The sequence below is a fragment of the Methylorubrum sp. GM97 genome (assembly GCF_024347855.1).
GTDB lineage: Bacteria > Pseudomonadota > Alphaproteobacteria > Rhizobiales > Beijerinckiaceae > Methylobacterium > Methylobacterium extorquens.
Genome location: NZ_AP025942.1, coordinates 1,862,373 through 1,886,224, shown reverse-complemented (window position 1 = coordinate 1,886,224; position 23,852 = coordinate 1,862,373). Strand labels below are relative to the sequence as shown.

18 protein-coding genes are annotated in these 23,852 nt (G+C 65.6%); 10 read left to right on the top strand and 8 right to left on the bottom strand.

Features of this window, described 5'->3' with window-relative positions:
* Positions 1-173: 173 nt before the first annotated feature.
* From MSPGM_RS08810 to MSPGM_RS08795, 4 genes are all read left to right on the top strand, one after another.
* On the top strand, positions 174-1,034 hold the full coding sequence (locus MSPGM_RS08810) for a DMT family transporter (RefSeq protein ID WP_003596118.1): 861 nt from the start codon (positions 174-176) through the stop codon (positions 1,032-1,034).
* Between the two features lie 27 nt (positions 1,035-1,061).
* Positions 1,062-2,078, top strand: coding sequence for a zinc-binding alcohol dehydrogenase family protein (locus MSPGM_RS08805; RefSeq protein WP_209688625.1), 1,017 nt, complete (start codon positions 1,062-1,064; stop codon positions 2,076-2,078).
* Between the two features lie 72 nt (positions 2,079-2,150).
* Entirely contained in the window at positions 2,151-2,519 is a 369-nt protein-coding gene (locus MSPGM_RS08800) for a hypothetical protein (protein ID WP_003596120.1), read from the top strand.
* 9 nt (positions 2,520-2,528) lie between these two features.
* On the top strand, positions 2,529-2,954 hold the full coding sequence (locus tag MSPGM_RS08795) for a cupin domain-containing protein (protein WP_003596121.1): 426 nt from the start codon (positions 2,529-2,531) through the stop codon (positions 2,952-2,954).
* Between the two features lie 72 nt (positions 2,955-3,026).
* Here the strand turns inward: MSPGM_RS08795 and MSPGM_RS08790 are convergent, their stop codons facing one another.
* The 3 genes from MSPGM_RS08790 to MSPGM_RS08780 form a co-directional block, all read right to left on the bottom strand.
* The gene (locus MSPGM_RS08790; protein WP_003596122.1) at positions 3,027-3,323 is read right to left on the bottom strand and encodes a putative quinol monooxygenase; all 297 of its coding nucleotides are present in this window, start codon (positions 3,321-3,323) and stop codon (positions 3,027-3,029) included.
* Between the two features lie 83 nt (positions 3,324-3,406).
* Positions 3,407-4,285 carry a LysR substrate-binding domain-containing protein gene (locus tag MSPGM_RS08785; protein WP_003596123.1) on the bottom strand — a complete coding sequence of 293 codons (879 nt, stop codon included), beginning with the start codon at positions 4,283-4,285 and terminating at the stop codon, positions 3,407-3,409.
* A 62-nt stretch (positions 4,286-4,347) separates the two neighbouring features.
* On the bottom strand, positions 4,348-5,142 hold the full coding sequence (locus MSPGM_RS08780; RefSeq protein WP_003596125.1) for a L,D-transpeptidase: 795 nt from the start codon (positions 5,140-5,142) through the stop codon (positions 4,348-4,350).
* A gap of 1,384 nt (positions 5,143-6,526) precedes the next feature.
* On the opposite strand from MSPGM_RS08780, the gene MSPGM_RS08775 reads away from it, so the two are divergent.
* Entirely contained in the window at positions 6,527-6,901 is a 375-nt protein-coding gene (locus tag MSPGM_RS08775; RefSeq protein WP_003596127.1) for a VOC family protein, read from the top strand.
* Between the two features lie 585 nt (positions 6,902-7,486).
* On the opposite strand, the gene gcvA is transcribed toward MSPGM_RS08775, so the two are convergent.
* Positions 7,487-8,425 (bottom strand): transcriptional regulator GcvA, encoded by a 939-nt coding sequence (gcvA, locus tag MSPGM_RS08770; protein WP_003596129.1) that lies wholly within the window; start codon positions 8,423-8,425, stop codon positions 7,487-7,489.
* A gap of 94 nt (positions 8,426-8,519) precedes the next feature.
* Between gcvA and MSPGM_RS08765 the strand changes: the two genes are divergently transcribed.
* Together MSPGM_RS08765 and MSPGM_RS08760 are read left to right on the top strand one after the other, a co-directional pair.
* Positions 8,520-9,476, top strand: coding sequence for a zinc-dependent alcohol dehydrogenase family protein (locus MSPGM_RS08765; RefSeq protein ID WP_003596130.1), 957 nt, complete (start codon positions 8,520-8,522; stop codon positions 9,474-9,476).
* A 102-nt stretch (positions 9,477-9,578) separates the two neighbouring features.
* The gene (locus tag MSPGM_RS08760) at positions 9,579-10,232 is read left to right on the top strand and encodes a hydrolase (RefSeq protein ID WP_003596132.1); all 654 of its coding nucleotides are present in this window, start codon (positions 9,579-9,581) and stop codon (positions 10,230-10,232) included.
* A 347-nt stretch (positions 10,233-10,579) separates the two neighbouring features.
* Here the strand turns inward: MSPGM_RS08760 and MSPGM_RS08755 are convergent, their stop codons facing one another.
* Positions 10,580-11,470 carry a LysR family transcriptional regulator gene (locus MSPGM_RS08755; protein WP_003596137.1) on the bottom strand — a complete coding sequence of 297 codons (891 nt, stop codon included), beginning with the start codon at positions 11,468-11,470 and terminating at the stop codon, positions 10,580-10,582.
* 125 nt (positions 11,471-11,595) lie between these two features.
* Between MSPGM_RS08755 and MSPGM_RS08750 the strand changes: the two genes are divergently transcribed.
* Both MSPGM_RS08750 and MSPGM_RS08745 read left to right on the top strand, forming a co-directional pair.
* Positions 11,596-11,994: a DoxX family protein gene (locus tag MSPGM_RS08750; RefSeq protein ID WP_012752581.1), complete on the top strand. Its 399-nt coding sequence runs from the start codon at positions 11,596-11,598 to the stop codon at positions 11,992-11,994.
* A gap of 236 nt (positions 11,995-12,230) precedes the next feature.
* A complete protein-coding gene (locus MSPGM_RS08745) occupies positions 12,231-13,277 on the top strand; it encodes an LLM class flavin-dependent oxidoreductase (RefSeq protein WP_003596143.1) in 1,047 nt (348 codons plus the stop codon).
* Positions 13,278-13,400: 123 nt separating this feature from the next.
* On the opposite strand, the gene MSPGM_RS08740 is transcribed toward MSPGM_RS08745, so the two are convergent.
* Positions 13,401-14,294 carry a LysR family transcriptional regulator gene (locus MSPGM_RS08740; RefSeq protein ID WP_003596151.1) on the bottom strand — a complete coding sequence of 298 codons (894 nt, stop codon included), beginning with the start codon at positions 14,292-14,294 and terminating at the stop codon, positions 13,401-13,403.
* A 103-nt stretch (positions 14,295-14,397) separates the two neighbouring features.
* On the opposite strand from MSPGM_RS08740, the gene MSPGM_RS08735 reads away from it, so the two are divergent.
* Positions 14,398-15,270: an SDR family oxidoreductase gene (locus tag MSPGM_RS08735; RefSeq protein WP_261926344.1), complete on the top strand. Its 873-nt coding sequence runs from the start codon at positions 14,398-14,400 to the stop codon at positions 15,268-15,270.
* Positions 15,271-15,541: 271 nt separating this feature from the next.
* Here MSPGM_RS08735 and MSPGM_RS08730 read toward each other — a convergent pair whose 3' ends face one another.
* On the bottom strand, positions 15,542-17,629 hold the full coding sequence (locus MSPGM_RS08730; protein WP_003596154.1) for a response regulator: 2,088 nt from the start codon (positions 17,627-17,629) through the stop codon (positions 15,542-15,544).
* On the bottom strand, positions 17,626-23,439 hold the full coding sequence (locus MSPGM_RS08725) for a HAMP domain-containing protein (protein WP_003596155.1): 5,814 nt from the start codon (positions 23,437-23,439) through the stop codon (positions 17,626-17,628). The genes MSPGM_RS08730 and MSPGM_RS08725 overlap by 4 nt, the downstream gene beginning before the upstream one ends.
* Positions 23,440-23,852 lie beyond the last annotated feature (413 nt).

Genomic DNA, 23,852 nt, shown 5'->3' with positions numbered 1-23,852 from the left:
CGCATCGGGACGCGACCGAACCACGCCGCGTGTGCCGGAAGTGGCCAGCCATGCCTGTCTCCACGATCAGCTCTGATCATCCTGCCCTTCAAGTTCAAGCCGTCCTGACCGGGCGCAGATGCATGCCTCCCGCAGGGCTCGCGGTGCAGCCGCTGCGTAAGCGGAGCGGTTCTGTGCTCCTGCTTGGCGCCGCGATCCTGCTCTGGGGGGCGAACTGGCCGGTGATGAAGCTCGGTCTCGGCCATGTTTCGCCCCTTTGGTTCTCCGCTGCCCGGTTCGCCACCGGGGCCGCCTGCCTGTTCGCTTGGCAGGCCCTGCGCGGCGCGGTGTGGTGGCCTCAGCGCAGGGACCTGCCTCGCATCGCCTCCATCGGCTTGTTTCAGATGATGCTGTTCACGGCCCTCGGGACCGTGGCGATGAGGCATCTTCCGGCGGGGCGGTCGGCGATCCTGAGCTACACCACGCCCCTCTGGGTGCTCCCGGTCGCGGTCCTGGTGTTCGGCGAGCGGATCGAGCGTCGGCATTGGGCCGGTCTCGGCTTGGCTGGGCTCGGCGTTCTCGTCCTTCTCAATCCGCACGCGGTCGACTGGGGGGACGGGCAGGTCGTCGGCGCCAACGCCATGCTGGTGGCGGCCTCGCTCGCCTGGGCCGTGTGCATCCTGCACCTGCGCTACGGGCGAGCCTCGGCCTCGGCGATCCAGCTCGCGCCCTGGCAGATGCTCCTCGCCGCGGCCACCCTGGCCCCGCTGGCCTATGCCGTCGAAGGTCCCTTCACGGGCGACGGCACGGCGGCCTTCTGGGCCTGCCTCGGCTTCGTGGGGCCCATCGCCACGGCCTTCTGCTTCTGCGCCGTCAACGCGGCGAGCGCCCGGCTGCCGGCCAGCACGACCGCGACCCTGATGATGGCGGTGCCGGTCACCGGTCTCGCCCTCTCCACGGCAACCCTGCACGAAGACCCGAGCCTCGACCTGATCGTCGGAGCCCTCGCGATCGTGCTCGGCATCGCCGCGAGCGCGCAACGATCCCGTCCCTGACACCCACACCGAACGAGGAGCATTCCCATGAAGGCCGTCGGCTTCCACACCTCCCTGCCCATCGAGAACGAGGCGGCTCTGGTCGACTTCGACCTGCCGACCCCGGTGCCCGGCCCCCGCGACCTGCTCGTCCGGGTTCAGGCGGTCTCGGTGAATCCGGTCGATACCAAGGTCCGCGCCCGGGTCACGCCGGCCGAGGGGCAGCCGCACATCCTCGGCTACGATGCGGTCGGCCTCGTCGAGGCGGTCGGCCCGGAGGTCCGGTTGTTCCGGCCGGGTGATGCGGTGTTCTACGCCGGGGCGCTTGGCCGGCCCGGCACCAATGCCGAACTGCACTGCGTCGACGAGCGCATCGTCGGCCACAAGCCCGCCGCGCTCTCGGCGGCGGAGGCCGCGGCCCTGCCGCTCACCGCGATGACCGCCTGGGAGGCGCTGTTCGACCGGCTCGACGTCGGCAAGCCGGTGCCGGGGGCTGCCCGGTCGATCCTGATCATCGGCGGGGCGGGCGGCGTCGGCTCGATCGCGACGCAGCTCGCCCGCCAGCTCACGGACCTGACCGTGATCACCACCGCCTCGCGTCCCGAGACCGCCGCCTGGAGCCGCGATCTCGGTGCCCATCACGTCATCGACCACACCAAACCGTTGGCCGCCGAGGTCGCGGGGCTGGGCTTGGGCGCACCGGGCTTCGTGTTCTCGACCACCAGCACCGACCGGCATCTCACCGAGATCGCGGAACTGATCGCCCCGCAGGGCCGCTTCGCCCTGATCGACGATCCCGACAGCCTCGACGTCATGCCCTTCAAGCGCAAGAGCGTGTCGACCCACTGGGAGTTCATGTTCACCCGCTCGATGTTCTCGACCACCGACATGGAGGCGCAGGGCCAGCTCCTCGACGAGGTTGCGCGTCTCGTTGATGCGGGCCGGCTGAAGACCACCCTGGCCGAGCGTTTCGGACCGATCTCGGCCGCCAACCTGCGCCGTGCCCACGCCTTGATCGAGAGCGGACGGGCCAAGGGCAAGATCGTTCTGGAGGGTTGGGCATGACCGGACGATCGCCCTCGACGGCGTGATGGCGCCTGGCTGTACGATCAGCCCTGCTCGGGTCCGCTCACTCGCGTGCCGACCCGGCCCCTCGATGCGCCCGGGACCGCGCCCGAGACCCTGTCGCGCGCGGTGGAGCGCGTCGCCGTCACGCCGTCGACCGGGGGCACGGCGATCGCCGCCGGAACCCTCTTCGTCAGCGATACGGACACGCATCGCATTCTCCGGATCGCGCCGGACGGCACCGTCTCGAGCCTGATCGAGGACCCGCGCCTGCTCTGGGTCGACGCGATGTGGATCGATGCCACCGGACGGCTCTGGATGCCGGCAGCACAGATCAATCGCCTCGCCTTGTTCCGGGGCGGCACGTCCCGCATGCGATACCCGGTGGAAGTCCACACCTTGCAGGTGGGCGCCGAGCCGCCCCCCAACGATCATCGCTGAGGAGGGATCATGTCGGACTCGACGAAAACGGGGCGCTTCGACCTGAGGGCCATCGCGGCGGCGCTGCCCGCGACGGCACAGACGCTGCTGGTCGACACCTACCTCACGGACCGCGAGGCGGCGAGCGCTCGGGTGTTCCGGGTCTATCGTCCCACGCCGCCGCACTACCATGCGACCTGCGACGAGTACCTCTACGTGTTGTCGGGGCGTGGAACGTTCTGGATGGAGGATGCGAGCCAGGAGGCGGCGTTCGGGCCGGGCGATCTCCTGTTCTTCGAACGGGGAACCGTTCATGCCCTGCCGACGATCACGCAGGAGCCGGTCGTCTTCCTCTCGGTCGACACGCCGCGGCGCCCACCGACCGACATCGTCTTCGTCGATGCCGCGGACGGGTCGCCCGAGACCTTCATAGCCCGCAACGCACCGAAGGGCTGAGCGCGGCTCGGCCGGCACGGAACGCCGTGCCGCCCCGTGTCACGAACGTTCGGCCAGCCTCAGAGCCGTCGGTCAGGCGATCCTGTGCAAGAGCTCGATCGCCAGTGGTTCGCCAAGAAGTTCGTCGAAGCGCGCGGCGAGCGCTCGGAAATTCGGGCCATCGGCATAGACATCAAGGGCGGCCTGGTTTTCCCAGACCTCGTACATCACGGTCGTGCCCGGCCGCTCTCGGCTCTCGTGGGCCGTGTAAGCGAGGCAGCCGGGCTCCCCGCGCACGGCGGGCGTGATCGACGTCATGGCCTGTGCCAGCGCCAACTCCTGTCCAACGCGGGGCACCAGGCGGGCGATCAGATGAACGCGCTCGAACATCGTTCTGAGTTCCCTGGTTCAATTTCCGCCCGGCCGTGATCCTACGGTGCGACGCGCATACGCGCCGGACGACTGCCAACCGCTCAGGCCGCGATGGTGAGCCCGTCGTGACCGGCAAGGCTCTGGCTGAGGAAGGTGATCAGCGGCTCCACGAGATCGGGCGCCCGGTCCTCGCCGAGCACGCTGACCTCCGTCATCGGCAGGGCCGGCCAGAGGTCGGGCGCGCGCAGGATCTGCATGCCTTCCTGGACGAAGGAGCGGCCGAGCAACGTCACCCCAAGCCCGCCCGCCACCGCCGCCTGGACGCCCATCAGGCTGCTCGCCGTGCAGGCGGCGACCCAGTCGCGCCGCACGGAATCGAGGGCAGCGATCATCGATTCACGATAGCTGCACGGCGCTGCCAGCATGACGAGGCGCGCGGGCTTGGTAAAGTCGAGCTGGTAGTCGGCGGAGGCGAGCCAGACGAGGGGCTCGCGCCAGATCACGCGTCCTCGACTATTCGTGCCGCTGCGCTTGACGATCACCGCATCGACCCGGTCCGCGTCGTAGGCTTCGAGGAGGTTGCAACTCAGGCCCGTCATCAGCGCGATGTGGACATCGGGATAGAGCCGACCGAACCGCGCGAGCAGCTTCGGCAACTGACCGGGGATGAAGTCCTCCGACACGCCGAGCCGCAGGGTGCCGCTCGCGGTGGGCTCCCGCCAGGCGCGCATGAACCGGTCGTTGAATTCCAGCATTTGACGTGCCGCGACCAGCAGCCGCTCGCCGTCTGGCGTGAGCCCGAGCATACGGCTGGTCCGGTCGAAGACCCGCCGGCCGAGAATCTCTTCGAGGCGAAGCACCTTCTGGCTCACCGCCGATTGCGAACGGTGCACCACGTCGGCGGCGGCCGTGAAGCTACCCGTTTCGGCGACCGCCACGAAGGCACGCAGCAGATCGAGCTCCAGATCCGGGTATCGCATGGTTCGGCAGCTTCCCAGTCTCGCAAAAACTCAACACCGAGGCCCGGTCCATCACCGGCATCCTACCCGTCGACCGTTCGGCGTCCCTTGCCATGGGGCTCATCCCCGCCCGATGAGGGTGTCGACTGAGCGACAGGACCGTCGAGTTCCTCGACATGCTCGCTGGCCGGGAGCACGACGACCCGCGTCTCGACCGGAACGCGACCGTAGAGGTCGATGATGTCCTGGTTGAACATCCGGATGCAGCCGGAGGAGACGTCGGTGCCGATGGTCTGCGGTTCGGTGGTCCCATGGATGCGGTAGAGCGTATCGCGCGGGCCCTCGAAGAGGTAGAGCGCTCGGGGTCCCAGCGGGTTGCCGAGGCCGCCGGCCATGCCGTTGCGCCAGGGCCCGTTGCGGTCCGGCTCCCGCGCGATCATCTCCGCTGTCGGGGTCCAGCGCGGCCACTCGGCCTTGCGTCCCACCCGCGCCGACCCGCTCCAGGCAAGACCCGCCCGACCGACACCGACCCCGTAGCGCAAAGCGCGGCTCTTCTCGTGCACGAGGTAGAGGAACTTGCGGCCCGGATCGACGACCAGCGTGCCCGGCGGTTCGGCACGCGGATAGGCGACCTCCTGGCGGAAGTACCGGGGATCGACGCCGCCGATCTCGGTTGCTGGCAGCGGGAAACGCTCGTTGGGGCGCGCGCCGTACATCGCCGTGAAGGCTGCGTTCGGCACCGGTACCAGGGCACTCTGCTGGGGTTCGTCGGTCACGCAGCCGCCCAAGGCTAAAGCAAGCCAGGTCAGCCGGAGGATGGTCGGACGCTTAGGACCGCCACCCTGCCAGGGGGAGGCAAGCGAGCCCGGCTCGTTCATGACACGCGCTACCCTTCCAGAGATGTCCCACGTTCGAGGCCATCAAGGGACCTCAAACCGCCGAGGAAGGATGCCCCTCGTCGATGTCCGACGGAAACGCATAGTTCTGATGGGATCTAGCTGCCGATCGAATGGGATCGTACCAGCCTGCCTGTGGTCTCTCCGATTGCGGGGACCATGGCTGTCTTGAGCTACAACCGGTTTCCTACCGACCGGTGTCGACCCAATGCTGCCCTGGACGGGCGCACCGTCGCGATCTGCCGCCTCGGCGCGCTCGATCTGAACGGCCGGCTGGCGGGCGCCGCGGGGCTGATGACCGCATGGCCGAGGTCCGGAAGCGGATGCTGACGGCGGCGAGGGTTTGATACGAAAAACCCCGCCGCGGCTGAGCCGGGCGGGGCTGGAGAAGGTGCGCGCGGGACTGATCGCGCGTGAGGCATCAGTGGCGTGCGGACAGCGGCGGGTCTATCCCTGCGCCGAAGCCGAGGGAACACGATCGCGTCACCCCGGCTCAGCTCCGCCCATCCTCAGCGACCCCCTCCGCCACCAATCGCCGATGTAGGGCCGCGTGCGCTCGATCGCCGGGCCGCTGTCCGCAGGGCGTGGGTAGCGGACGCTACGATGGGTCAGAAGCCTTCCTCTTGGTAGAATTTCTACGCAAAACAATGAAATATATTATAGGAAGCAATATGATCGCCGCCGGTAACGCATATAATATTTTCTCGAGGAAATCTCCTACAGACTTCGCGCTATTACCGAAAACCCAGAACATTGAGAACAAACCACCTGCTACATAAAACCACGGGGACACGATCAATTGCTGTTTCATATTCAATTATCCAATCATTTCATACCAAATATTTCATCAAACCTACAAAAATAGGTTAAAATGTGATATTGCATCTTATCGACCTCTGGAGCTTCCGAGTAGACCGCTAAGGATCGGGACCGGTCCCTAGAGCAATCTCTGATCACCGGTCTGGCAGCTCCGTCCCACATGTCACGCACGACGCCCGCACCACTTCCTCCGGCATTCTATGCGCATGAGAAACCCCGCCGCGGCTCAGCCGGGCGGGGCTGGAGAAGGTGCGCGCGGGACTGATCGCGCGTGAGGCATCAGTGGCGTGCGGACAGCGGCGGGTCTATCCCTGCGCCGAAGCCGAGGGAACACGATCACGTCACCCCGGCGGCGCTCCTCCGAACGGAGGCCCCCGTCCGCCACCCATCCCCGATGTAGGGCCGGGTGCGCTCGATCGGGGGGCCGATGCCTACAGGGGAAGCAATCGTTGAGCGGACCTATACATGCGCGTATGCGAACGACAGCGGTCCGATTCGACGCTCATCCACGATTTGCTTGTGTGGCCTATCCCTGGAGAAAGCGAGTATGTTCACTCACATCATGATCGGCAGCAACAGCTTGGAGCAGGCCCGGAGCTTCTACGATGCCACATTCGCCGCGCTGGGAGGCCAGCCCGGTGAGATGGATGCCAGAGGCAGGCTGATCTACTCCCACGAGGGCGGGCGGCTGATGGTCACGAAGCCTATTGATGGCAAGCCGGCAACCGCAGCCAACGGTGGGACGATCGGTATCGCAGCAGCGAGCCGTGACCATGTTCTCGCGTGGCATGAAGCCGGGCTCGCGCATGGTGGTATTGCGATCGAGAGCCCGCCCACAGAGCGTCCGAATGGATCCTTTGTCGCCTATCTTCGTGATCCGGATGGAAACAAGCTGACGGCACGGACGCATCCGGCGAAGTGACAATAAACGGCGTTAACTTCACGTCGTTCGAATTGAAGATGGAGGCCGATGCTGGACATCCGAGAAAGTTCGGAACGGTCTCAGTTTAGCATTTCGATCACTGCACTGACAGCCCCGGGCGCTCCACACACGTCGCCCGAACCATCATCTGACGTCTCACGGACAAACGTTGTGATCGGCCCGACGGTGATCTCGGACTTTGCGGATGACCGCTCGTGAGCGTGGAAAGGTATGAAAAACCCCGCCGCGGCTGAGCCGGGCGGGGGTGAGTTGCGTCATGGAACGAGAGGTTCTGAAGTGAAACCCCAATCGGGTCGGACGGTTCAGCCTCGGTTTCAAATCGCACCGTGTCGCCGAAGCGAAAGGCCCCGCGCCGGCGGACCGGGCGGGGCAAGGTGGTTGTGGACTGAGATGACTGAGAGTGGAACGACAGCCCTGAGATAAACGGTTGGTTGTGGGCAGATAGTCCCACATCCTGGCGCTGCCCCTCCGAACGGAAGTGCCCCCGTCCGCCACCAATCGCCGATGTAGGGCCGGATCGGCTCGATCGACGGGCCGATGCCGGCAGAGGGTGGGGAGCTGTCATCAGGTTGTCGCCCGAAAGGCGACATTCGGCTTGACGCCGATCGGCACGGAGCCCGCAGCGGCGGCGACAAGCCAGCTGACCAACTTCTCGACATCTGCTTTCCGAACCGAGTGGCGCGGGCGAACGACCCAGTAAGGGTGTGCGTCGAGGACAGGCCCGAACGGTTGGATCAGGGCACCGCTCGCCAACTCGTCGGCGGTCAGCACGTCAGAGAGGAGCGCTATCCCCTGGCCGGCGATCGCGGCCTGGATGACATGCCCCTCGTCGCTGAACCGAATGCCCGCTCTGCCATCGACGCCGGTCACCCCGGCATGCCGCAACCAGGCAGGCCAAGTCGGCGTCTCGTCGGTCAGGCGGGGCCACTCGAAATGCAGCAGCGTGTGATGTCTCAAGTCACCCACGGATCGAATGGCGAGGTGGGGACTACAAGCAGGAGTAACGCGCTCGGCTAGAAGCCTATGAGCGTCGAAATCGGAATAGGGACCCGGCCCGTACCGGACAGCGACGTCCACGCCATCGCGAGCGAAGTCGATCAGGCTGTCGGACGCGTGCAGTCGCAGGTCGCAAGCGGGATGCGCGGCACGGAAGTCGGCGAGCCGTGGCACCAGCCACTTCGCGACGAAGGCGGTCGGAGCCGAGAGCGTGAGGACACCGGCCGCGCGCCGGCCGCGGATCTGGTCGATGGCTTCGGCAAACGCGTCGAAGCCGTCGCGGAGCACGGGCAGCAGTACGGTTCCCTCTGCGGTCAGTCGGACCCGGCGCGTCTCGCGGTGGAAGAGGCGCAGCCCCAGGGTTTGTTCGAGAAGCCGGATCTGATGGCTGATGGCGGTCGGCGTGACACCCAATTCGTCGGCTGCTCCGCGGAAGCTCAGGCGGCGCCCTGCCGCCTCGAAGGCCCTCAGCGTCGCGAGCGGGGGAAGCGACCTTCGCATCGTCATGGCTGAATGTAGCTCATCCGTCCCGTGAGGAGAACGAGTTCGTCATCCCGTATCCCGGCTGACACAAAGGCGCCGCCGAGGACAGGAGACTCACTTGAAAGCGATGGTTTTGACGAGGTTCGGGGGGCCGGACAGCTTCGAGCTCCGGGATCTACCCGACCCGCGGCCAGGACCCCGGCAGGTCCGCGTTGCGGTGCATGCGACGTCGATCAACCCGCTCGACGGTCAGATCCGCCGCGGTGACTACGCCGATCAGGTCGAACTGCCTGCCATCATCGGACACGACGTCTCCGGGGTGGTCGACCAAGTCGGATCCGACGTGACGAAGTTCCGCGTGGGGGATGAGGTCTATTACACGCCGCGGATCTTTAGCGGGCCGGGATCGTACGCGGAATACCATGTGGCGGACGCCGAGATCGTGGCGCGAAAGCCGGCCAACCTGACCCATTCCGAGGCCGCGAGCGTCAGCCTGGTCGGCGTGACCGTTTGGGAGGGGCTGGTCGAGCGGGCCCGGTTGCAGGTGACCGAGACCGTCCTGATCCACGGCGGCGCCGGCGGCGTCGGGGCCATCGCCGTGCAGGTCGCCAAGGCCATCGGCGCGCGGGTCCTGGCGACGGCACGAGGCAGCGACGCGGCGCTCGTCGAACGGCTCGGCGCCTCGGACGTCATCGATTTCGAGCGCGAGGACTACGTGGACGCCGTCGATCGCCTGACCGAAGGCAGGGGCGTCGACGTCGTTCTGGATACGATCGGGCGCGACACGCTTTCGCGTTCCCCACGCATCCTCCGCGAGGATGGGCGAGTCGTCACCCTGGTGGACACGGCGACGCCCCAGAACCTCATCGACGCCTGGGGCCGGAACGCGACCTACCACTTCGTCTTCTCTCGCCAGAACGGCAGCAAGCTCGACGCCCTCACGCGCCTCCTCGAGCGAGGCCTGGTGGTGCCGCAAGTCGGCCTGGAGTTTCCCCTCAACGACGTCGCACGCGCCCACGCGCGCTCCGAGGAGGGCCGGCTCAAGGGCAAGATCGTGCTCAGAGTCAGATCGTGACGCCGCCGGACCTCTGCCGGAGTCCCTGACCTGTCAGGTCGCGATGTCCTGTAGGTCGAAGACGACGACGACATCTCAAAGCCAGCACAAGAGGTGATAACCATGAAATTTCGCAACGGCCTCGATTCGCTACTTCGTCCCGAAGACTCCGTACTGGTTCTGATCGATCATCAGCCTTACCAGCTCACGAACCTGAACAGCCACGATCCGCACATGGTCGTGAACAACACGACCGCTCTGGCTAAATCGGCCAAGGTGTTCGGCGTGCCCACCATCCTGACGAGCGTCATAGCGGAGCGCGGCGGCGTCATCTTCCCGCAGGTCACCGATGTCTTTCCGGGCCAGAAGGTGATCGACAGAACGTTCATCAACACCTGGGAGGATGAGAAAGTCGTGGATGCGGTTAAGGCGACCGGCCGCAAGCAGTTGATCATCGCAGGCCTCTGGACCGAAATCTGTGTCGCGATGCCCGCGATCCAGGCCGCAGGCGAAGGCTGGGACGTCACGGTGATCACCGACGCCTCCGGGGGCGTCTCGGTTGAGGCTCACGAAGTCGCCATCCAGCGCATGATCCAGGCCGGCGTGAACATGATGACTTGGCTGGCGCTGGCGGCCGAGTGGCAGCGCGACTGGGCCCGCCTCGATACCGCCGTCGGTCTCACCGAGGTGCTCAAGCAGCACGCTGCCGGCAGCGGCATCGCATATCTTTGGGAACAGCAGCTACTCGCTACGCCTGTGCCGAAAGCTGCAGGCTGATCGAATAGCGGCCGCCCTCGCCGATCCGGCGAGGCGCACGGGCGGCTGGACGGAGCGGTTCAAGGACATCCCGCTGAGCGAGGATGGCTCGATCCATTTCTCGACCGGCGTGGAGATCCGCACCCGTTACGAGGGCTATGCCAACCTCGACTGGGGATCGGCGCGCCACGATTCCTTCGTCTGGCAGCGCGTGATGCTCGATGCCGACCTGCAACGTTGGACCGAGACCTGGAATACTCCTTCCCTTCAGAAGGTGCCTGTCCCGGGTCCTCTCGGTCCGCCAACGATTTGGGACGTCCCGTCTCCTCGGTCGGATCGATCCTCAGACCTTGGCGATGAGCCTCCGCTCACGGGGAGGCCAGCTGTGTGATCAGCCAGCGGCCGGCCGGGCCCGGCGGGCGCTCAATGGGGTAGACGGCCCACATCGGCAGGAACAGGCCGCCCTTCGGCACGGCGGCGATATCCAGTCTCATGAGGTGACCGCTGGCAAGGTCATCCGCGACGACGTCGAGGGGCATCCCTCCCCAGCCCAGGCCCGAGCGCAGGAATGCGTGCTTCGCCCCGAGATCCGCAAGCCGCCAGGTCCTCGGCGAGAATACGCCGAACTCGCGCCCTTTGGTTAGCTCGCTCCGGTCGGTCAGGACCAATTGGACATGCTCGGCCAGGTCGGCAGTGGGGATCGTCCCCGTCCGTCGGCCGAGGGGATGCGCGGGCGAGGCGACCATCACCAACTCAACCTGGCATAATGGCTCGCGTGCGAGTTCAGGGGGTAGCAGGGGAGTGGCGCCGGCGACCGCGAATGCACAACGCCCGTCGAGAACCGGTGCGATCACCGCGCCGAGGGTCTCGACCTGTACCCGAAGTGGGGTCCTCGGGAATGCCGGTTGAAACGCGACCACGGCGGCTGTCAGCACCTGGATCGGAAACAGGACGTCGAGCACGATGCTGACCTCTGGCTCCAGGCCGCCGGCGAGGTCCTTTGCGTGCGACTTGAAGGTCTCGGCGGCGGCGACGGTCGCACGGGCATGGGCCAACAGCACTCTGCCGGCCTCGGTCAGGATCGGATAGCGGCTGGAACGGTCGAACAGCTTGATGCCGGACTGGCTCTCCAGGTTGGCGAGGGATTGGCTGATGAGGGACTGAGCGCGCCCGAGCTTGCGTCCGGCCGCCGAGAAGCTGCCGGTGTCGACGGCGGCGACGAAGGTTCGCAACTGATCGAGGGTGAGTTGATCGAGCATCCATCTGTCCAGGTGATGGGACGCATCGAAACATAGAGGCTTCGATGGGAGACGGAAGGCGCTTAGGTCTTTCGCTCACAGCCAAGCCGCACCCGCGGTCGGCCATTTCGAACCGGATGTCCCTCATGTCTCAGACCCTCGCGGCCTCACCGGCTTCCTCGCGCAAGCTCACCTTCGTCGCCTGGTCGCTGCAGGTGCTGCTCGCCCTCGTGTTCCTCGCCGCGGGCGGGGCCAAGCTCGCCGGCGTGTCGATGATGGTGCAGGTCTATGACCTCATTGGCGTCGGCCAGTGGTTCCGCATCGTCACCGGTCTTGTGGAAGTCGCCGGTGCCGTCGCCCTGCTGGTGCCCGGATACGCGGCCTTCGCCGCCCTCTTGCTGGCCTGCACCATGGTGGGTGCCATCCTGGCCCATCTCACCGTTCTGCCCACGCCCGCCGCCCCGGCCGTCGTGCTGCTCGCCCTCACCGCGACCTTGGTGTGGCTGCGCCGCGATCAGATCCTCGCGGTTCTCGGTCGCCGCTGACCATGGGTCGACCGCTGCATGGCCTTGCCGGCGGCGGCCTCGAACGAACCGGGAGAGAGCCGTCTGTTGGGGGCGGGGTCCTTTCGTGCGGTTCGATCGGCTACGTCTCGGGCATTGCCGATTGGCTCAAGCCCGAGGGCAGAGACTTTCTGCGGGCTCTGCGCGCGTAAGCTGGGGCCGCCTCTCTCTGCGGCCATGACCCCCATCGACCCCGCCTGACACAGGGAAAGCCCGTCATGGAGTTCGGCATCGACAGCTTTGCCGTCACCCTTCCCGACCCGAAGACGGGTCGGACCCTGCCGGCGGCCGAGCGCATGGAACGCTTGCTCGCCGAGGTCGAGGCCGCCGACCGGGCGGGGCTCGACGTCTTCGGCATTGGCGAGCACCACCGCGCCGAGTTTCTGGACGCGGCGCCCGCGATCATCCTCGCGGCTGCGGCCGCGCGCACCAGAACCATACGCCTGACAAGCGCCGTCACCGTGCTGAGCGCGGCCGATCCGGTCCGCGTCTTCCAGGAATTCGCCACCCTCGACCTGATCGCCAAGGGACGGGCCGAGATCGTGGTCGGACGCGGCTCCTTCGGCGAGGCCTACCCGCTCTTCGGCTTCGCCGCCCACGACTACGACGCGCTGTTCGTCGAGAAGTTAGACCTGCTCCTGGCTTTGCGCGACCAAACCCACGTGACCTGGCGCGGCCGGTTCCGGCCGCCGCTGAGCGGCCAGGGTGTCTACCCGCGCCCGCACCAGGACAGGCTTCCGATCTGGATCGGAGTCGGCGGGACGCCGGCGTCCTTCGCCCGGGCGGGCACCCTGGGCCTACCCTTGATGGTCGCCATCATCGGCGGCAGCTTCCAGCGCTTCCGTCCCCTGGTCGAGCTCTACCGGGAAGCTGGCCGGAAGGCGGGGCATGCGCCGGAGACGTTGAAGGTGGGGGTGCACGCGGTCGGTTTCGTCGCCGACACGGACCGTGCCGCACAAGAGGCGTTCTATCCGGGCTGGGCGCAGATGTTCGGAAAGATCGGAGCGGAGCGTGGCTGGCCGAGTACCGACCTGCGCGAGCAGTTCCAGGCGATGTGCGGCCCTTACGGCGCCTACCTCATCGGCGCGCCGGAGACGGTTGCGGCAAAGGTGCTCGACGCCAACGCGGCGCTGGGCGGCCTCTCCCGCCTGACCTTCCAGATGAGCTCGGCGATGCAGGAGCCGGACGCCATGGAGCGGTCGATCACACTTCTGGGTACTGAGGTGATGCCGCGGGTGAAGGCGGAACTCGCGAGGGCGGTGTGAAAAGAGGTGTCGCCCTCACCTCGTCAAGGCGTCGAGTTGCAGACGCTCCCTCACGAAAACCTCGAACTTGAGAGAAGCACGCGCAGTCGGTCTGACGGCCCCCGTTGAGCCTGACGCGGCCTGTCACCCTCCGATGTGAGCTGCCAGTTCGTCGGCGGTTCCCATCGGAAACGCCTCCTTGAGATGGTCGAGGAAGGCCGAGACCCGTGCGCTCAGAAGACGCCGCGATGGATAGAGGGTCCAGAGAGCGATCTCAGGTCTGTCGAGGTCGCCCCAGAGGACCAGCCGGCCGGCGGCCAGATCATGACTGACGAGCGAGAGGGGAAGGCGTCCGGCACCGGCGCCAGCTCTGACCGCGTCGCGAACCATCATCAGCGACGGTAGGCTCAGGACGGGCTCGGCGGTGACACTCGATCTGCCCGCAGGCGACTTCATATTCCAGATCATGGAGCCCTCCATCGGTCCGCGTATGACGGCGGGAGCGGTCGCATCGCCCGTCGGCCGGACCATGCTCGGAGCAGCCACGACGACCAGACGGTCGCGCAGGAAGATACGTCCGACGAGGCTCTCGTCCGGATCGGGATTCACCCGGATCACGAGGTCGTAGCCCTCTTCCACCATATCGACGGCACGGTCCTCCGTGGTGACTTCGAGCCGAACCTCTGGATGCTTGAGGGCGAACCCGACGGCGAGCTTTGCCATCGCGGACTGCGAGAAAAGCACGGGCGCGCTGATGCGTAGCCGGCCCCGCGGCCTGTCGCCCCCCGTCGCGATGGCCGCAGCCGTTTCGCTGAGTTCCGTGAGCAACACCTTCGTCCGCTCGTGGAGCGCCCGGCCTTCCTCCGTCAGCTTCAGGATGCGCGCCCCACGTTCGAACAGGCGCAGGGCGAGGCTGGCCTCCAGCTCCGCAACGCGGCGGGACAGCGTCGCCTTTGGACGTCCGGCGGCGCGTGCAGCCCGGCCGAAGCCGCCGTGTTGGGCGACGAGGTTGAAATCTGCGAGGGCGAGGAGGTCCATGCGTTCCACCAGCGAGACGGACCGTCCTATCAGGACGCCTGTTGGATCGTGAGCGGGTCCATCATCTTCCAGGTGTCGTTTGCGGCAAAACTGGAGTTACCCCATGACCATTCTCGTTACCGGCGCGACCGGCACCGTCGGCAGCCATGTCGTCGAGCACCTCATCAAGCGCGGCGCCGACGTCCGCGCCCTGGTCCGTGACCCGTCGAAGGCCAAGTTGCCGGCGGGCGTCACCGCGGTCCAGGGAGACCTGCTCGATGTCGACGCAATGCGGAACGTCCTTTCGGGCGTCTCGACCCTGTTCCTGCTGAACGCGGTCGTGCCCGACGAGGTCACTCAGGCGCTGATCGCGCTCAATCTCGCCCGAGAGGCCGGGATTGAGCGGATCGTCTACCTGTCGGTGATCCACAGCGACCTCTACGTGAACGTGCCGCACTTCGCGGGCAAGTTCGGCGTCGAGCGCATGATCGAGGCGATGGGTTTCAACGCCACCGTCCTGCGTCCCGCCTACTTCATGAACAACGATTTCATGGTCAAAGATGTGGTGCGTGACTATGGCATCTACCCTATGCCCATCGGAGCCAAAGGCCTCGCGATGATCGACGCTGCCGACCTCGGCGAAATCGCGGCTCTCGAACTCATCCGCCGCGAACAGGCCGAGACGCCACTTCCCTTCGACCGGATCAACCTCGGCGGTCCCGAGACGCTGACGGGGTCGGACGTTGCCGCCATCTGGTCCGATGTCCTAGGCCGCCAGATCAACTACGGTGGCGATGACACCGCCGCGTTCGAGCAGAACCTTCGGCAGAAGCACGTGCCGGGCTGGATGGCCTTCGACATGCGCCTGATGTGCGAGCGCTTCCTCAGCGTGGGAATGGTGCCCGACGCCGGCGATGTCGACCGCCTCACCGCACTGTTGGGACGTCCGCTGCGCTCCTATCGTGCCTTCGCCGCCCAGGCCGCAGCAACCGCCTAAAAACTCGCTGCGAGCCATCGGCGACCATCAAGTCAGGACGTTGTGGCAGTCGGACTAATCATTCTATCTCAACGGCAGCTGTCGGGCTCCAAAGCGGCCATTCCAGCGGCTCGATCCGAAGGTTCGCTGGTGGCGCGTTGCTGACTTCGCCGCATGTCCGGCGCCTTCAGTCCTGGCTGATCCGCGCGATCAGCCCGGATCAAAGCCAGCCGGTCACGGCATGACGCTCGTCGCGTCGGGCGCCACCGGGAAGACGTGCATCTCCGAACTCTTATTCGATTGGCATCGTCCCATGCGCATTGCTGAGCAGACCACGTAGGGTTTCGACTAACTCAGTCGCGCGATACGGTTTCTGCAGCAACGAAAAGCCGTTCGTGTCCTGATCTTCTTGAAGGTAGCCGGACGACAGCAAAATTGGCATGTCCGGCCATCGCTGGCGGATGATGTGCCCAAGCTCGATGCCGTTCATCGCGCCAGGCATGTTCACGTCGCTGAAAACAAGGGAAATGTTCGACTCTATTTGCAGGAGGCGGAGGGCCTCGTCGACGTCCTGCGCACTGAAAACCTTGAATGCAAGCGCTTCAAAAGTCGAGACAACTGTAAAGCGAACATCAGCGTCGTCCTCGACGACGAGCACGGCTCTCCCTGCACCATTCATCGCGTTCTGCGGCCCGGGGGCCTTCCCTGGATCGATTTCCTCCGACGAAAAACCCGGCTTGGCAAGCACGGGCAACGTAATAACGAACCGGGTGCCTTGGTCCGGATTGCTATCAACGGCGATGGTTCCGCCGCTCTGCTGTACGAAACCGTAGACCATGCTCAGACCGAGCCCGGTGCCTTTACCGGCCTCCTTGGTCGTGAAGAAGGGTTCGAATACGCGGGCGAGGATGGCTGGGGACATCCCTGTGCCCGAGTCCGTGACCGCGATCTCGACTGAGTGCACCTGCTCGGAGTCCTCCTGCGCGACGGCCTCATGACGCTTGATGCGAATGCCCAAGGTCCCCCCGTCTGGCATCGCGTCCCGCGCATTCACAGCGAGGTTGATGAGGGCGGCCTCGAACTGAGCGTGATCAACGCAGACTTCCGGCAGTCCATCCTCCAGGTCCGCGGAGATCGCAATCCGCTCCCCAAGAGTGCGTTCTAGGAGCTTTATCAGGCCAGGTATGAAGCTCGTGAAGTCCAACGCTCTGGGCTGGAGCGGAGAGCGCCGGGAGAAGGCCAGCAGCCGACTGGTCAGTTCAGCGCAGCGATGGGCTCCCTCGATGGCGCTCTCGATGCGGCGGAGCGCTTTCTCGTTGCCCGACAACGAGCTTTTCACCAAATCAAGGTTGCCGATCACGATGCTCAGCATATTGTTGAAGTCGTGCGCAATACCGCCTGTCAGACGGCCAACCGCTTCAAGCTTTGAGGCATGCTGCAAGCTGAGTTCAAGCTCCTTGCGCTCTGTCACGTCGAACCACATCCCAAACAGTTCGACCGGCGTACCGTTCTCATCACCGTTGATCACGATCTGATCAAGAATGTGCCGCTCCCTGCCGTCTGCGTTGCGCCAACGATATTCGAGAGTTACCGCGCCGGATTCCGAGACCGTGCTCAAATCTGCAGAGATCCTGTCCCTGTCATCCGGCTCAAGCTGCTCTCCCCAGAGGTTTGAGGCAGCAAAGGCCTCGCGCGAGAAGCCGGTGATGCGCTCGATGCTGTCATTCGTGAAGTGAAGCCGTCGATCGTCTCCACTGAAGGGCGAGGTGTAGAGCGCAATGGGGAGGCCACGCAGGACAGCGGCCTGATGTTCCTCACGCCTGCGCAGAGCCTGCTCGGCGGCAAGCTTCTCGCCCCGTACGCGCAGGTTTTCCAGGAGCAGCTGCTTCTCGGCCGCCGCCTTGCGCTGGATCTCCGCTGTCTTCAGGTACAGATCGACGAAGACATCGACCTTCGATTTGAGGACGAGCGGCTGGATGGGTTTGAACACGTAGTCCACCGCTCCGGCGGAGTATCCGCGGAAGATGTGGATGTCCTCCTTGTTATGAGCCGTGAGGAACAGGATCGGGACACGGGACGTGCGCGAGCGGCTGCGGATCAGGGAGGCGACCTCGTAGCCGTCCATGCGCGGCATCTGCACGTCGAGCAGGATCAGGGCGAAATCCTCCCGGAGCGCCTGCCGCAGGGCTTCCTCGGGCGAGTTCGCCAGCACGAGGTCGATCGCCGGATCGGCGAGGACCTCGGAGGCGGCGAGGAGATTGCGCTGATCGTCATCGACGATCAGGATCTTCGCCCGAACCGGATCGGGCTCAGTGCGAGCGCTCCGCGGCTCGGCGGAGCTGCCGGTCCCGGTCGGTAGGAAACTCAGCCCGTCCTTCATTGTGGTTGCCGATCGAGGGTCGTCGGGTCGCCGAGCGTGGGCACGGGGCCGTGTGCGACCTCGCCACGCCGGGCCAACTGCACCCGCAGCACCGCGAGGAGCTGATCCATGTCGATCGGCTTCGAGACGTAATCGGACGCGCCCGCCTCGATGCACTTCTCGCGGTCACCCTTCATGGCCTTCGCGGTCACCGCGATGAGCGGCAGGCTACGGAAGCTGGCCTCCGCCCGGATCGCGCGCATCGTCTCGTAGCCGTCCATCCCCGGCATCATGATGTCGACCAGCATCGCATCGATGTTCGGGTTGGACTTGAGGAGGGCGATGCTGTCCTGCCCGTTCTCGGCGAACAGGACCTCCAGCCCGTGCTGCTCGAGGGCGCTCGTGAGCGAGAAGATGTTGCGCAGGTCGTCATCGACCAGGATGACCCGGCAGCCCTGAAGTGACGCCGCATCCTTCCGCTCGACGAGGATCTGCTCCTCGACTGGAACGCGATTGATCGCGCGATGCAGGAACAACGCGGTCTCGTCGAGAAGTCGCTCGGACGAGCGCGTGTCCTTGAGGATGATCGTCGAGGCGGTGTGCCTGAGCTGCTGCTCCTCGGCGGCCGTCAGCTCCCGGCCCGTATACACGATGATCGGCAACTCCTCCCCGTCCTGGGAGGCACGGATCTGCTCGATCAGCTCGGAACCGCCGATATCGGGCAGGCCGAGATCGATGATCGCGCAGTCGAACCGGCCGCCTGTCAGGGCTTCCAGCGCGGCGGAGGCCGTGCCGACCCCGAAGATCTTGACGTCCTCTTCGCTCAGGAGCGCTGTGATGCTGGCGCGCTGGTTCTCGTCGTCCTCGACGAGCAGGAGGTTGCGCACCGGCCGCGTGATGAACTCCTTCGAGCGCTCCAGGGCGCGCATCAGGCCCTCGCGCTCGACCGGCTTCTCCAGAAACCCGAACGCGCCCGCGCGAAGGCCGCGCTTCTTCTCGTCGTTGACCGAGATCACGTGGATCGGAATGTGCCGGGTGCGGGGATCGTTCTTCAGGAGGTCGAGCAGGGCCCAGCCGTCCATGTCGGGCAGGCCGATGTCGAGGGTGATGGCGTGCGGCTTGAAGCGGTGCGCGAGGCTGAGCGCGCCGGCCCCGTCCTGCGCGATCAAACCCTTGAAGCCACGCTCGCGCGCGAGCTCCAGCAGCACCGAGGCGAACATGGCGTCGTCCTCCACGATGAGCACGATGTGGTCGCTCGGGTGAATTGCGTGGCGGTCGTCCGCGGAGGACGAGAGCGCCATCGCGGTGTTCGGCTGGCGGCCCATCGGCGCCGAAGGCGCGTACCCGTCCGATGCCTCCACCGCGCGTCCGGTGAGCGCCTGCGCGGGCGGTTCGAAGGGCAAGAACAGGGTGAAGGTGCTGCCCGTACCGACGCGGCTCTCGACCACGATCTCGCCGCCCAGCAGGCGCGCGATCTCGCGGCTGATCGCGAGGCCGAGGCCCGTGCCGCCGTACTTGCGGCTCGTGGTCCCGTCGGCCTGCTGGAACGCCTCGAAGATGATCCGCTGCTTGTCCTCGGCGATGCCGATCCCGGTATCGGTGACGGACATGGCGATCCACTGGGTCCCGGCGCGCAGGGGCGAGCCCTCCGCGGAACCGATCTTGAGCGAGACGCTCCCCTTCTCGGTGAACTTGAAGGCGTTGGAGAGAAGGTTGCGCAGGACCTGCTGCAGGCGCTTCGAGTCCGTCCGCAGGGAGCGCGGCAGGCCCGGATCGACCTCGATCACAAAGGCGAGGTGGCGCTCCTCGGCGAGCTGCCGGAAGGTCCTGTTCAGGTTCTCGCTGATGTCCTGCAGCGTGACGTCGCCGATCTCAAGCGACACCGTGCCCGACTCGATCTTGGAGAGATCGAGGATGTCATTGATGAGTGACAGGAGGTCGGTCCCGGCCGCGTTGATCGTCTTGGCGAATTCCCGCTGTTTGTCGGTGAGGTTCCCGTCGCGGTTCTCGGAGAGAAGCTTCGAGAGGATCAGCAGGCTGTTGAGCGGCGTGCGCAGCTCGTGGCTCATATTGGCGAGGAATTGCGACTTGTAGCGCGAGGTCAGGCTCAGCTGCTCGGCCTTCTCCTCCAGCGCCGTCTTGGCGATCGAGACCTCGCGGTTCTTGCCCTCGACCTCACGCTTCTGGATTTCGAGCAGGCGCGCCTTTTCCTCCAGCTCCTCGTTGGTCTGCTGCAGCCGCTCCCGCTGGTTCTTCAGGAGGTCCTCGGATTGCTGCAGCGAGGCGGCCTGCAGCTCCAGGCGATCGTTCGTCTTCTTCAATTCTTCCTGCCGGCTCTGCAACTCGCCGGTCAGGAGCTGCGACTGCTTCAGGAGGCCTTCCGTCCTCATGTTGGCAGCGATCGTGTTGAGCACGATCCCGATCGACTCGGTCAGCTGATCGAGGAAGGACTGGTGGGTCTCGCTGAAGCGGTTGAACGACGCCAACTCGATGACCGCTCGGACTTCCTGCTCGAAGAGGACGGGCAGCACGATGATGTTGAGGGGCGGCGCCTCGCCGAGAGCCGAGCCGATGGTGATGTAGTCGCCGGGCACGTGGGTGAGGAGGATACGCTTCTTCTCGAAGGCGCATTGGCCGACGAGGCCTTGACGCAGGCGATAGCGGTTCGAGAGGTTCTTGCGCTCCGTGAAGGCGTAGCTCGCCATCAGATCGAGAACCGGCTCTCCGCCCTCGTCCTCCACCATGTAGAACACGCCGCGCTGGGCGCTCACGAGCGATGCAATCTCGGACAGGATCAGGTTCGAGACCGTGGCGAGGTCGCGCTCGCCCTGCAGCATGCGGGTGAACTTGGCGAGGTTGGTCTTCAGCCAATCCTGCTCGGCGTTTTTGAGCGTCGTGTCCCGCAGATTGCGGATCATTTCGTTGATGTTGTCCTTCAGCGAGGCGACCTCGCCGGAGGCCTCGACCGAGATCGAGCGCGCGAGGTCCCCCTTCGTCACGGCGGTCGCCACCTCGGCGATGGCGCGCACCTGGGTCGTGAGGTTCGCCGCGAGCTGGTTCACGTTGTCCGTCAGATCACGCCAGAGACCCGCCGCGCCCGGCACCCGCGCCTGGCCGCCCAGCTTGCCTTCGACGCCCACCTCGCGCGCCACGTTGGTCACCTGGTCGGCAAAGGTGGCGAGCGTCTCGATCATCTCGTTGACGGTGTCGGCCAGCGCCGCGATCTCGCCCTTGGCGTCGACCGAGAGTTTCCGCTTGAGGTCGCCCTGCGCCACCGCCGTGACGACGTCTGCGATGCCGCGCACCTGACCGGTGAGGTTGGCCGCCATCATGTTCACGTTGTCGGTCAAGTCCTTCCAGGTCCCGCCGACGCCGCGCACCTGTGCCTGGCCGCCGAGTTTGCCCTCGGAGCCGACCTCGCGGGCGACGCGGGTCACCTCCGAGGCGAAGGAGTTCAGCTGATCCACCATCGTGTTGATGGTCGACTTGAGCTCCAGGATCTCGCCCTTCACATCGACGGTGATCTTCTTGGACAGATCGCCGTTGGCGACCGCCGTCGTCACGTCGGCGATGTTGCGCACCTGCCCCGTCAGGTTGGCCGCCATCATGTTCACGTTATCGGTCAGGTCCTTCCAGGTCCCGCCGACGCCGCGCACCTGTGCCTGGCCACCGAGCTTGCCCTCGATGCCGACCTCGCGGGCGACGCGGACCACCTCGGAGGCGAAGGAGTTCAGCTGATCCACCATCGTGTTGATGGTCGATTTGAGCTCCAGGATCTCGCCCTCGACGGCCACCGTGATCTTCTTGGACAGGTCGCCGTTGGCGACCGCGGTCGTCACCTCGGCGATGTTGCGCACCTGCCCCGTGAGGTTGGCCGCCATCATGTTCACGTTGTCGGTCAGGCCCTTCCAGACGCCGCCGACGCCTTTGACCTGCGCCTGGCCGCCGAGCTTGCCCTCCGTGCCGACCTCGCGGGCGACGCGGGTCACCTCGGAGGCGAAGGAGTTCAGCTGATCCACCATCGTGTTGATGGTCGACTTGAGCTCCAGGATCTCGCCCTTTACGTCGACGGTGATCTTCTTGGACAGATCGCCATTGGCGACCGCGGTCGTCACATCGGCGATGTTGCGCACTTGGCCCGTCAGGTTGGCCGCCATCAGGTTCACGTTGTCGGTGAGGTCGGCCCAGGTGCCGGCCACGCCCTCGACGCGGGCCTGACCGCCCAGCTTGCCTTCCGAACCCACTTCCTTCGCGACGCGGGTCACCTCGGAGGCGAAGGAGTTCAGTTGGTCCACCATCGTGTTGATGGTGTTCTTGAGTTCCAGGATCTCCCCGCGCACGTCGACGGTGATCTTCTTGGAGAGATCGCCGTTGGCGACCGCAGTGGTCACGTCGGCGATGTTGCGCACCTGACCCGTCAGGTTGGCCGCCATCAGGTTCACGTTGTCGGTGAGGTCGGCCCAGGTGCCGGCGACACCGCGCACCTGCGCCTGCCCGCCGAGCTTGCCTTCCGAGCCGACCTCACGGGCGACGCGGGTCACCTCGGAGGCGAAGGAATTCAGTTGGTCCACCATCGTGTTGATGGTGTTCTTGAGTTCCAGGATCTCGCCGCGCACGTCGACGGTGATCTTCTTGGAGAGATCGCCGTTGGCCACCGCGGTGGTGACTTCGGCGATGTTGCGCACCTGGCCCGTCAGGTTGGCCGCCATCATGTTGACGTTGTCGGTCAGGTCCTTCCAGGTCCCGCCCACACCCTCGACCTGGGCCTGTCCGCCGAGCTTGCCCTCCGTGCCGACCTCGCGGGCGACGCGGGTCACCTCCGAAGCGAAGGAGTTCAGCTGGTCCACCATCGTGTTGATGGTCAGCTTCAAGGCGAGAATCTCGCCCTTCACATCGACGGTAATCTTCTTGGACAGGTCGCCCCGCGCGACCGCGGTCGTGACCTCGGCGATGTTGCGCACTTGGCCCGTCAGGTTTTCCGCCATCATGTTGACGTTGTCGGTCAGGTCCTTCCAGACGCCGCCGACACCCTTGACCTGCGCCTGTCCGCCGAGCTTGCCCTCCGACCCCACCTCCTTGGCGACACGGGTCACTTCCGAGGCGAAGGAATTGAGCTGGTCCACCATCGTGTTGATGGTCGATTTCAGGTCGAGGATCTCGCCCTTCACGTCGACGGTGATCTTCTTGGACAAGTCGCCGTTGGCCACCGCGGTGGTGACTTCGGCGATGTTGCGCACTTGGCCCGTCAGGTTGGCCGCCATCAGGTTCACGTTGTCGGTCAGGTCCTTCCAGGTCCCGCCGACGCCCTTGACCTGCGCCTGCCCTCCGAGCTTGCCCTCCGAGCCGACCTCACGGGCGACGCGGGTCACCTCGGAGGCGAAGGAGTTCAGCTGATCCACCATCGTGTTGACGACCTTGCCGATCCGAAGGAACTCGCCGCGCAGGGGCCGGCCCTCGATCTCGATCTGCATGGTCTGGCCGAGGTCCCCCTTGGCGACGGCCCCGATGACGCGCGCCACCTCGGTGGTGGGCTGAACAAGGTCGCCGATCATCGTGTTGACCGACTCGACGCAATCGTTCCACCCGCCGGTCGCGGCCGGAAGCTTTCCGCGCTCGCCGATGCGCCCGTCCTTGCCGACCGCGCGGGCGACCCTGTCGAGTTCACGGGCGAGCCCTTGGTTGAGCTCGACGATGTCGTTGAACGCTTGCGCGATCTCCCCCTCAATGCCCGTCAGATCCAGCGGCAGCCGAGTCGAGAAGTCACCCTTCCGAAAGGCACGAAGGCTCTTCAGGAGGAGCTTCGGCTCCAACTGCAACGTAGTCGGCGTCATGCGGGTACACCCTTAGGGTAGATGATACAGACCAGCGAGGCATTCTTTGGATCGTCGGCGGCTGTGAGAAACCACTGGCGAGGAAGAACGGCAATAGGGCGAAACGTAAATGGTTGCTCGATCCTTCGATCCGCAGAGCGGCCCAGCACGTTGCTCTTTCCGATGCATGGCCGCTCGGCTGAGAATAAGCCCGCTCGTCGCAGCGCAGATCGTCGTTTTTTGTTTCGCGTCGCGCTCTGCCGTGACAGGCAGCAAGCGAGAGGCTGTTATGGCCTTGCCGGCTGGGAGGCTCAAATGATGGGTTATGAGCCTATCTCGGAAAGCCTACCCGTCTGATGTATCCGATACTCCCCTGCAGCCACCAATATTGCTGTCAGAGAGCCAGGCATTCCCCGGGTCAAGGACCGATCTTG

Excerpts from the sequence above, each read along its gene's own strand:
- MSPGM_RS08775 (WP_003596127.1), top strand. The coding sequence starts at position 6,527 with ATGTTCACTCACATCATGATCGGCAGCAACAGCTTGGAGCAGGCCCGG.
- MSPGM_RS08745 (WP_003596143.1), top strand. The coding sequence starts at position 12,231 with ATGGAGTTCGGCATCGACAGCTTTGCCGTCACCCTTCCCGACCCGAAG.
- MSPGM_RS08785 (WP_003596123.1), bottom strand. The coding sequence starts at position 4,285 with ATGCGATACCCGGATCTGGAGCTCGATCTGCTGCGTGCCTTCGTGGCG.
- MSPGM_RS08755 (WP_003596137.1), bottom strand. The coding sequence starts at position 11,470 with ATGCTCGATCAACTCACCCTCGATCAGTTGCGAACCTTCGTCGCCGCC.
- MSPGM_RS08730 (WP_003596154.1), bottom strand. The coding sequence starts at position 17,629 with ATGAAGGACGGGCTGAGTTTCCTACCGACCGGGACCGGCAGCTCCGCC.
- MSPGM_RS08750 (WP_012752581.1), top strand. The coding sequence starts at position 11,596 with ATGTCTCAGACCCTCGCGGCCTCACCGGCTTCCTCGCGCAAGCTCACC.
- MSPGM_RS08735 (WP_261926344.1), top strand. The coding sequence starts at position 14,398 with ATGACCATTCTCGTTACCGGCGCGACCGGCACCGTCGGCAGCCATGTC.
- MSPGM_RS08790 (WP_003596122.1), bottom strand. The coding sequence starts at position 3,323 with ATGTTCGAGCGCGTTCATCTGATCGCCCGCCTGGTGCCCCGCGTTGGA.
- MSPGM_RS08805 (WP_209688625.1), top strand. The coding sequence starts at position 1,062 with ATGAAGGCCGTCGGCTTCCACACCTCCCTGCCCATCGAGAACGAGGCG.
- MSPGM_RS08795 (WP_003596121.1), top strand. The coding sequence starts at position 2,529 with ATGTCGGACTCGACGAAAACGGGGCGCTTCGACCTGAGGGCCATCGCG.
- gcvA (WP_003596129.1), bottom strand. The coding sequence starts at position 8,425 with ATGACGATGCGAAGGTCGCTTCCCCCGCTCGCGACGCTGAGGGCCTTC.
- MSPGM_RS08760 (WP_003596132.1), top strand. The coding sequence starts at position 9,579 with ATGAAATTTCGCAACGGCCTCGATTCGCTACTTCGTCCCGAAGACTCC.
- MSPGM_RS08725 (WP_003596155.1), bottom strand. The coding sequence starts at position 23,439 with ATGACGCCGACTACGTTGCAGTTGGAGCCGAAGCTCCTCCTGAAGAGC.
- MSPGM_RS08780 (WP_003596125.1), bottom strand. The coding sequence starts at position 5,142 with ATGAACGAGCCGGGCTCGCTTGCCTCCCCCTGGCAGGGTGGCGGTCCT.
- MSPGM_RS08740 (WP_003596151.1), bottom strand. The coding sequence starts at position 14,294 with ATGGACCTCCTCGCCCTCGCAGATTTCAACCTCGTCGCCCAACACGGC.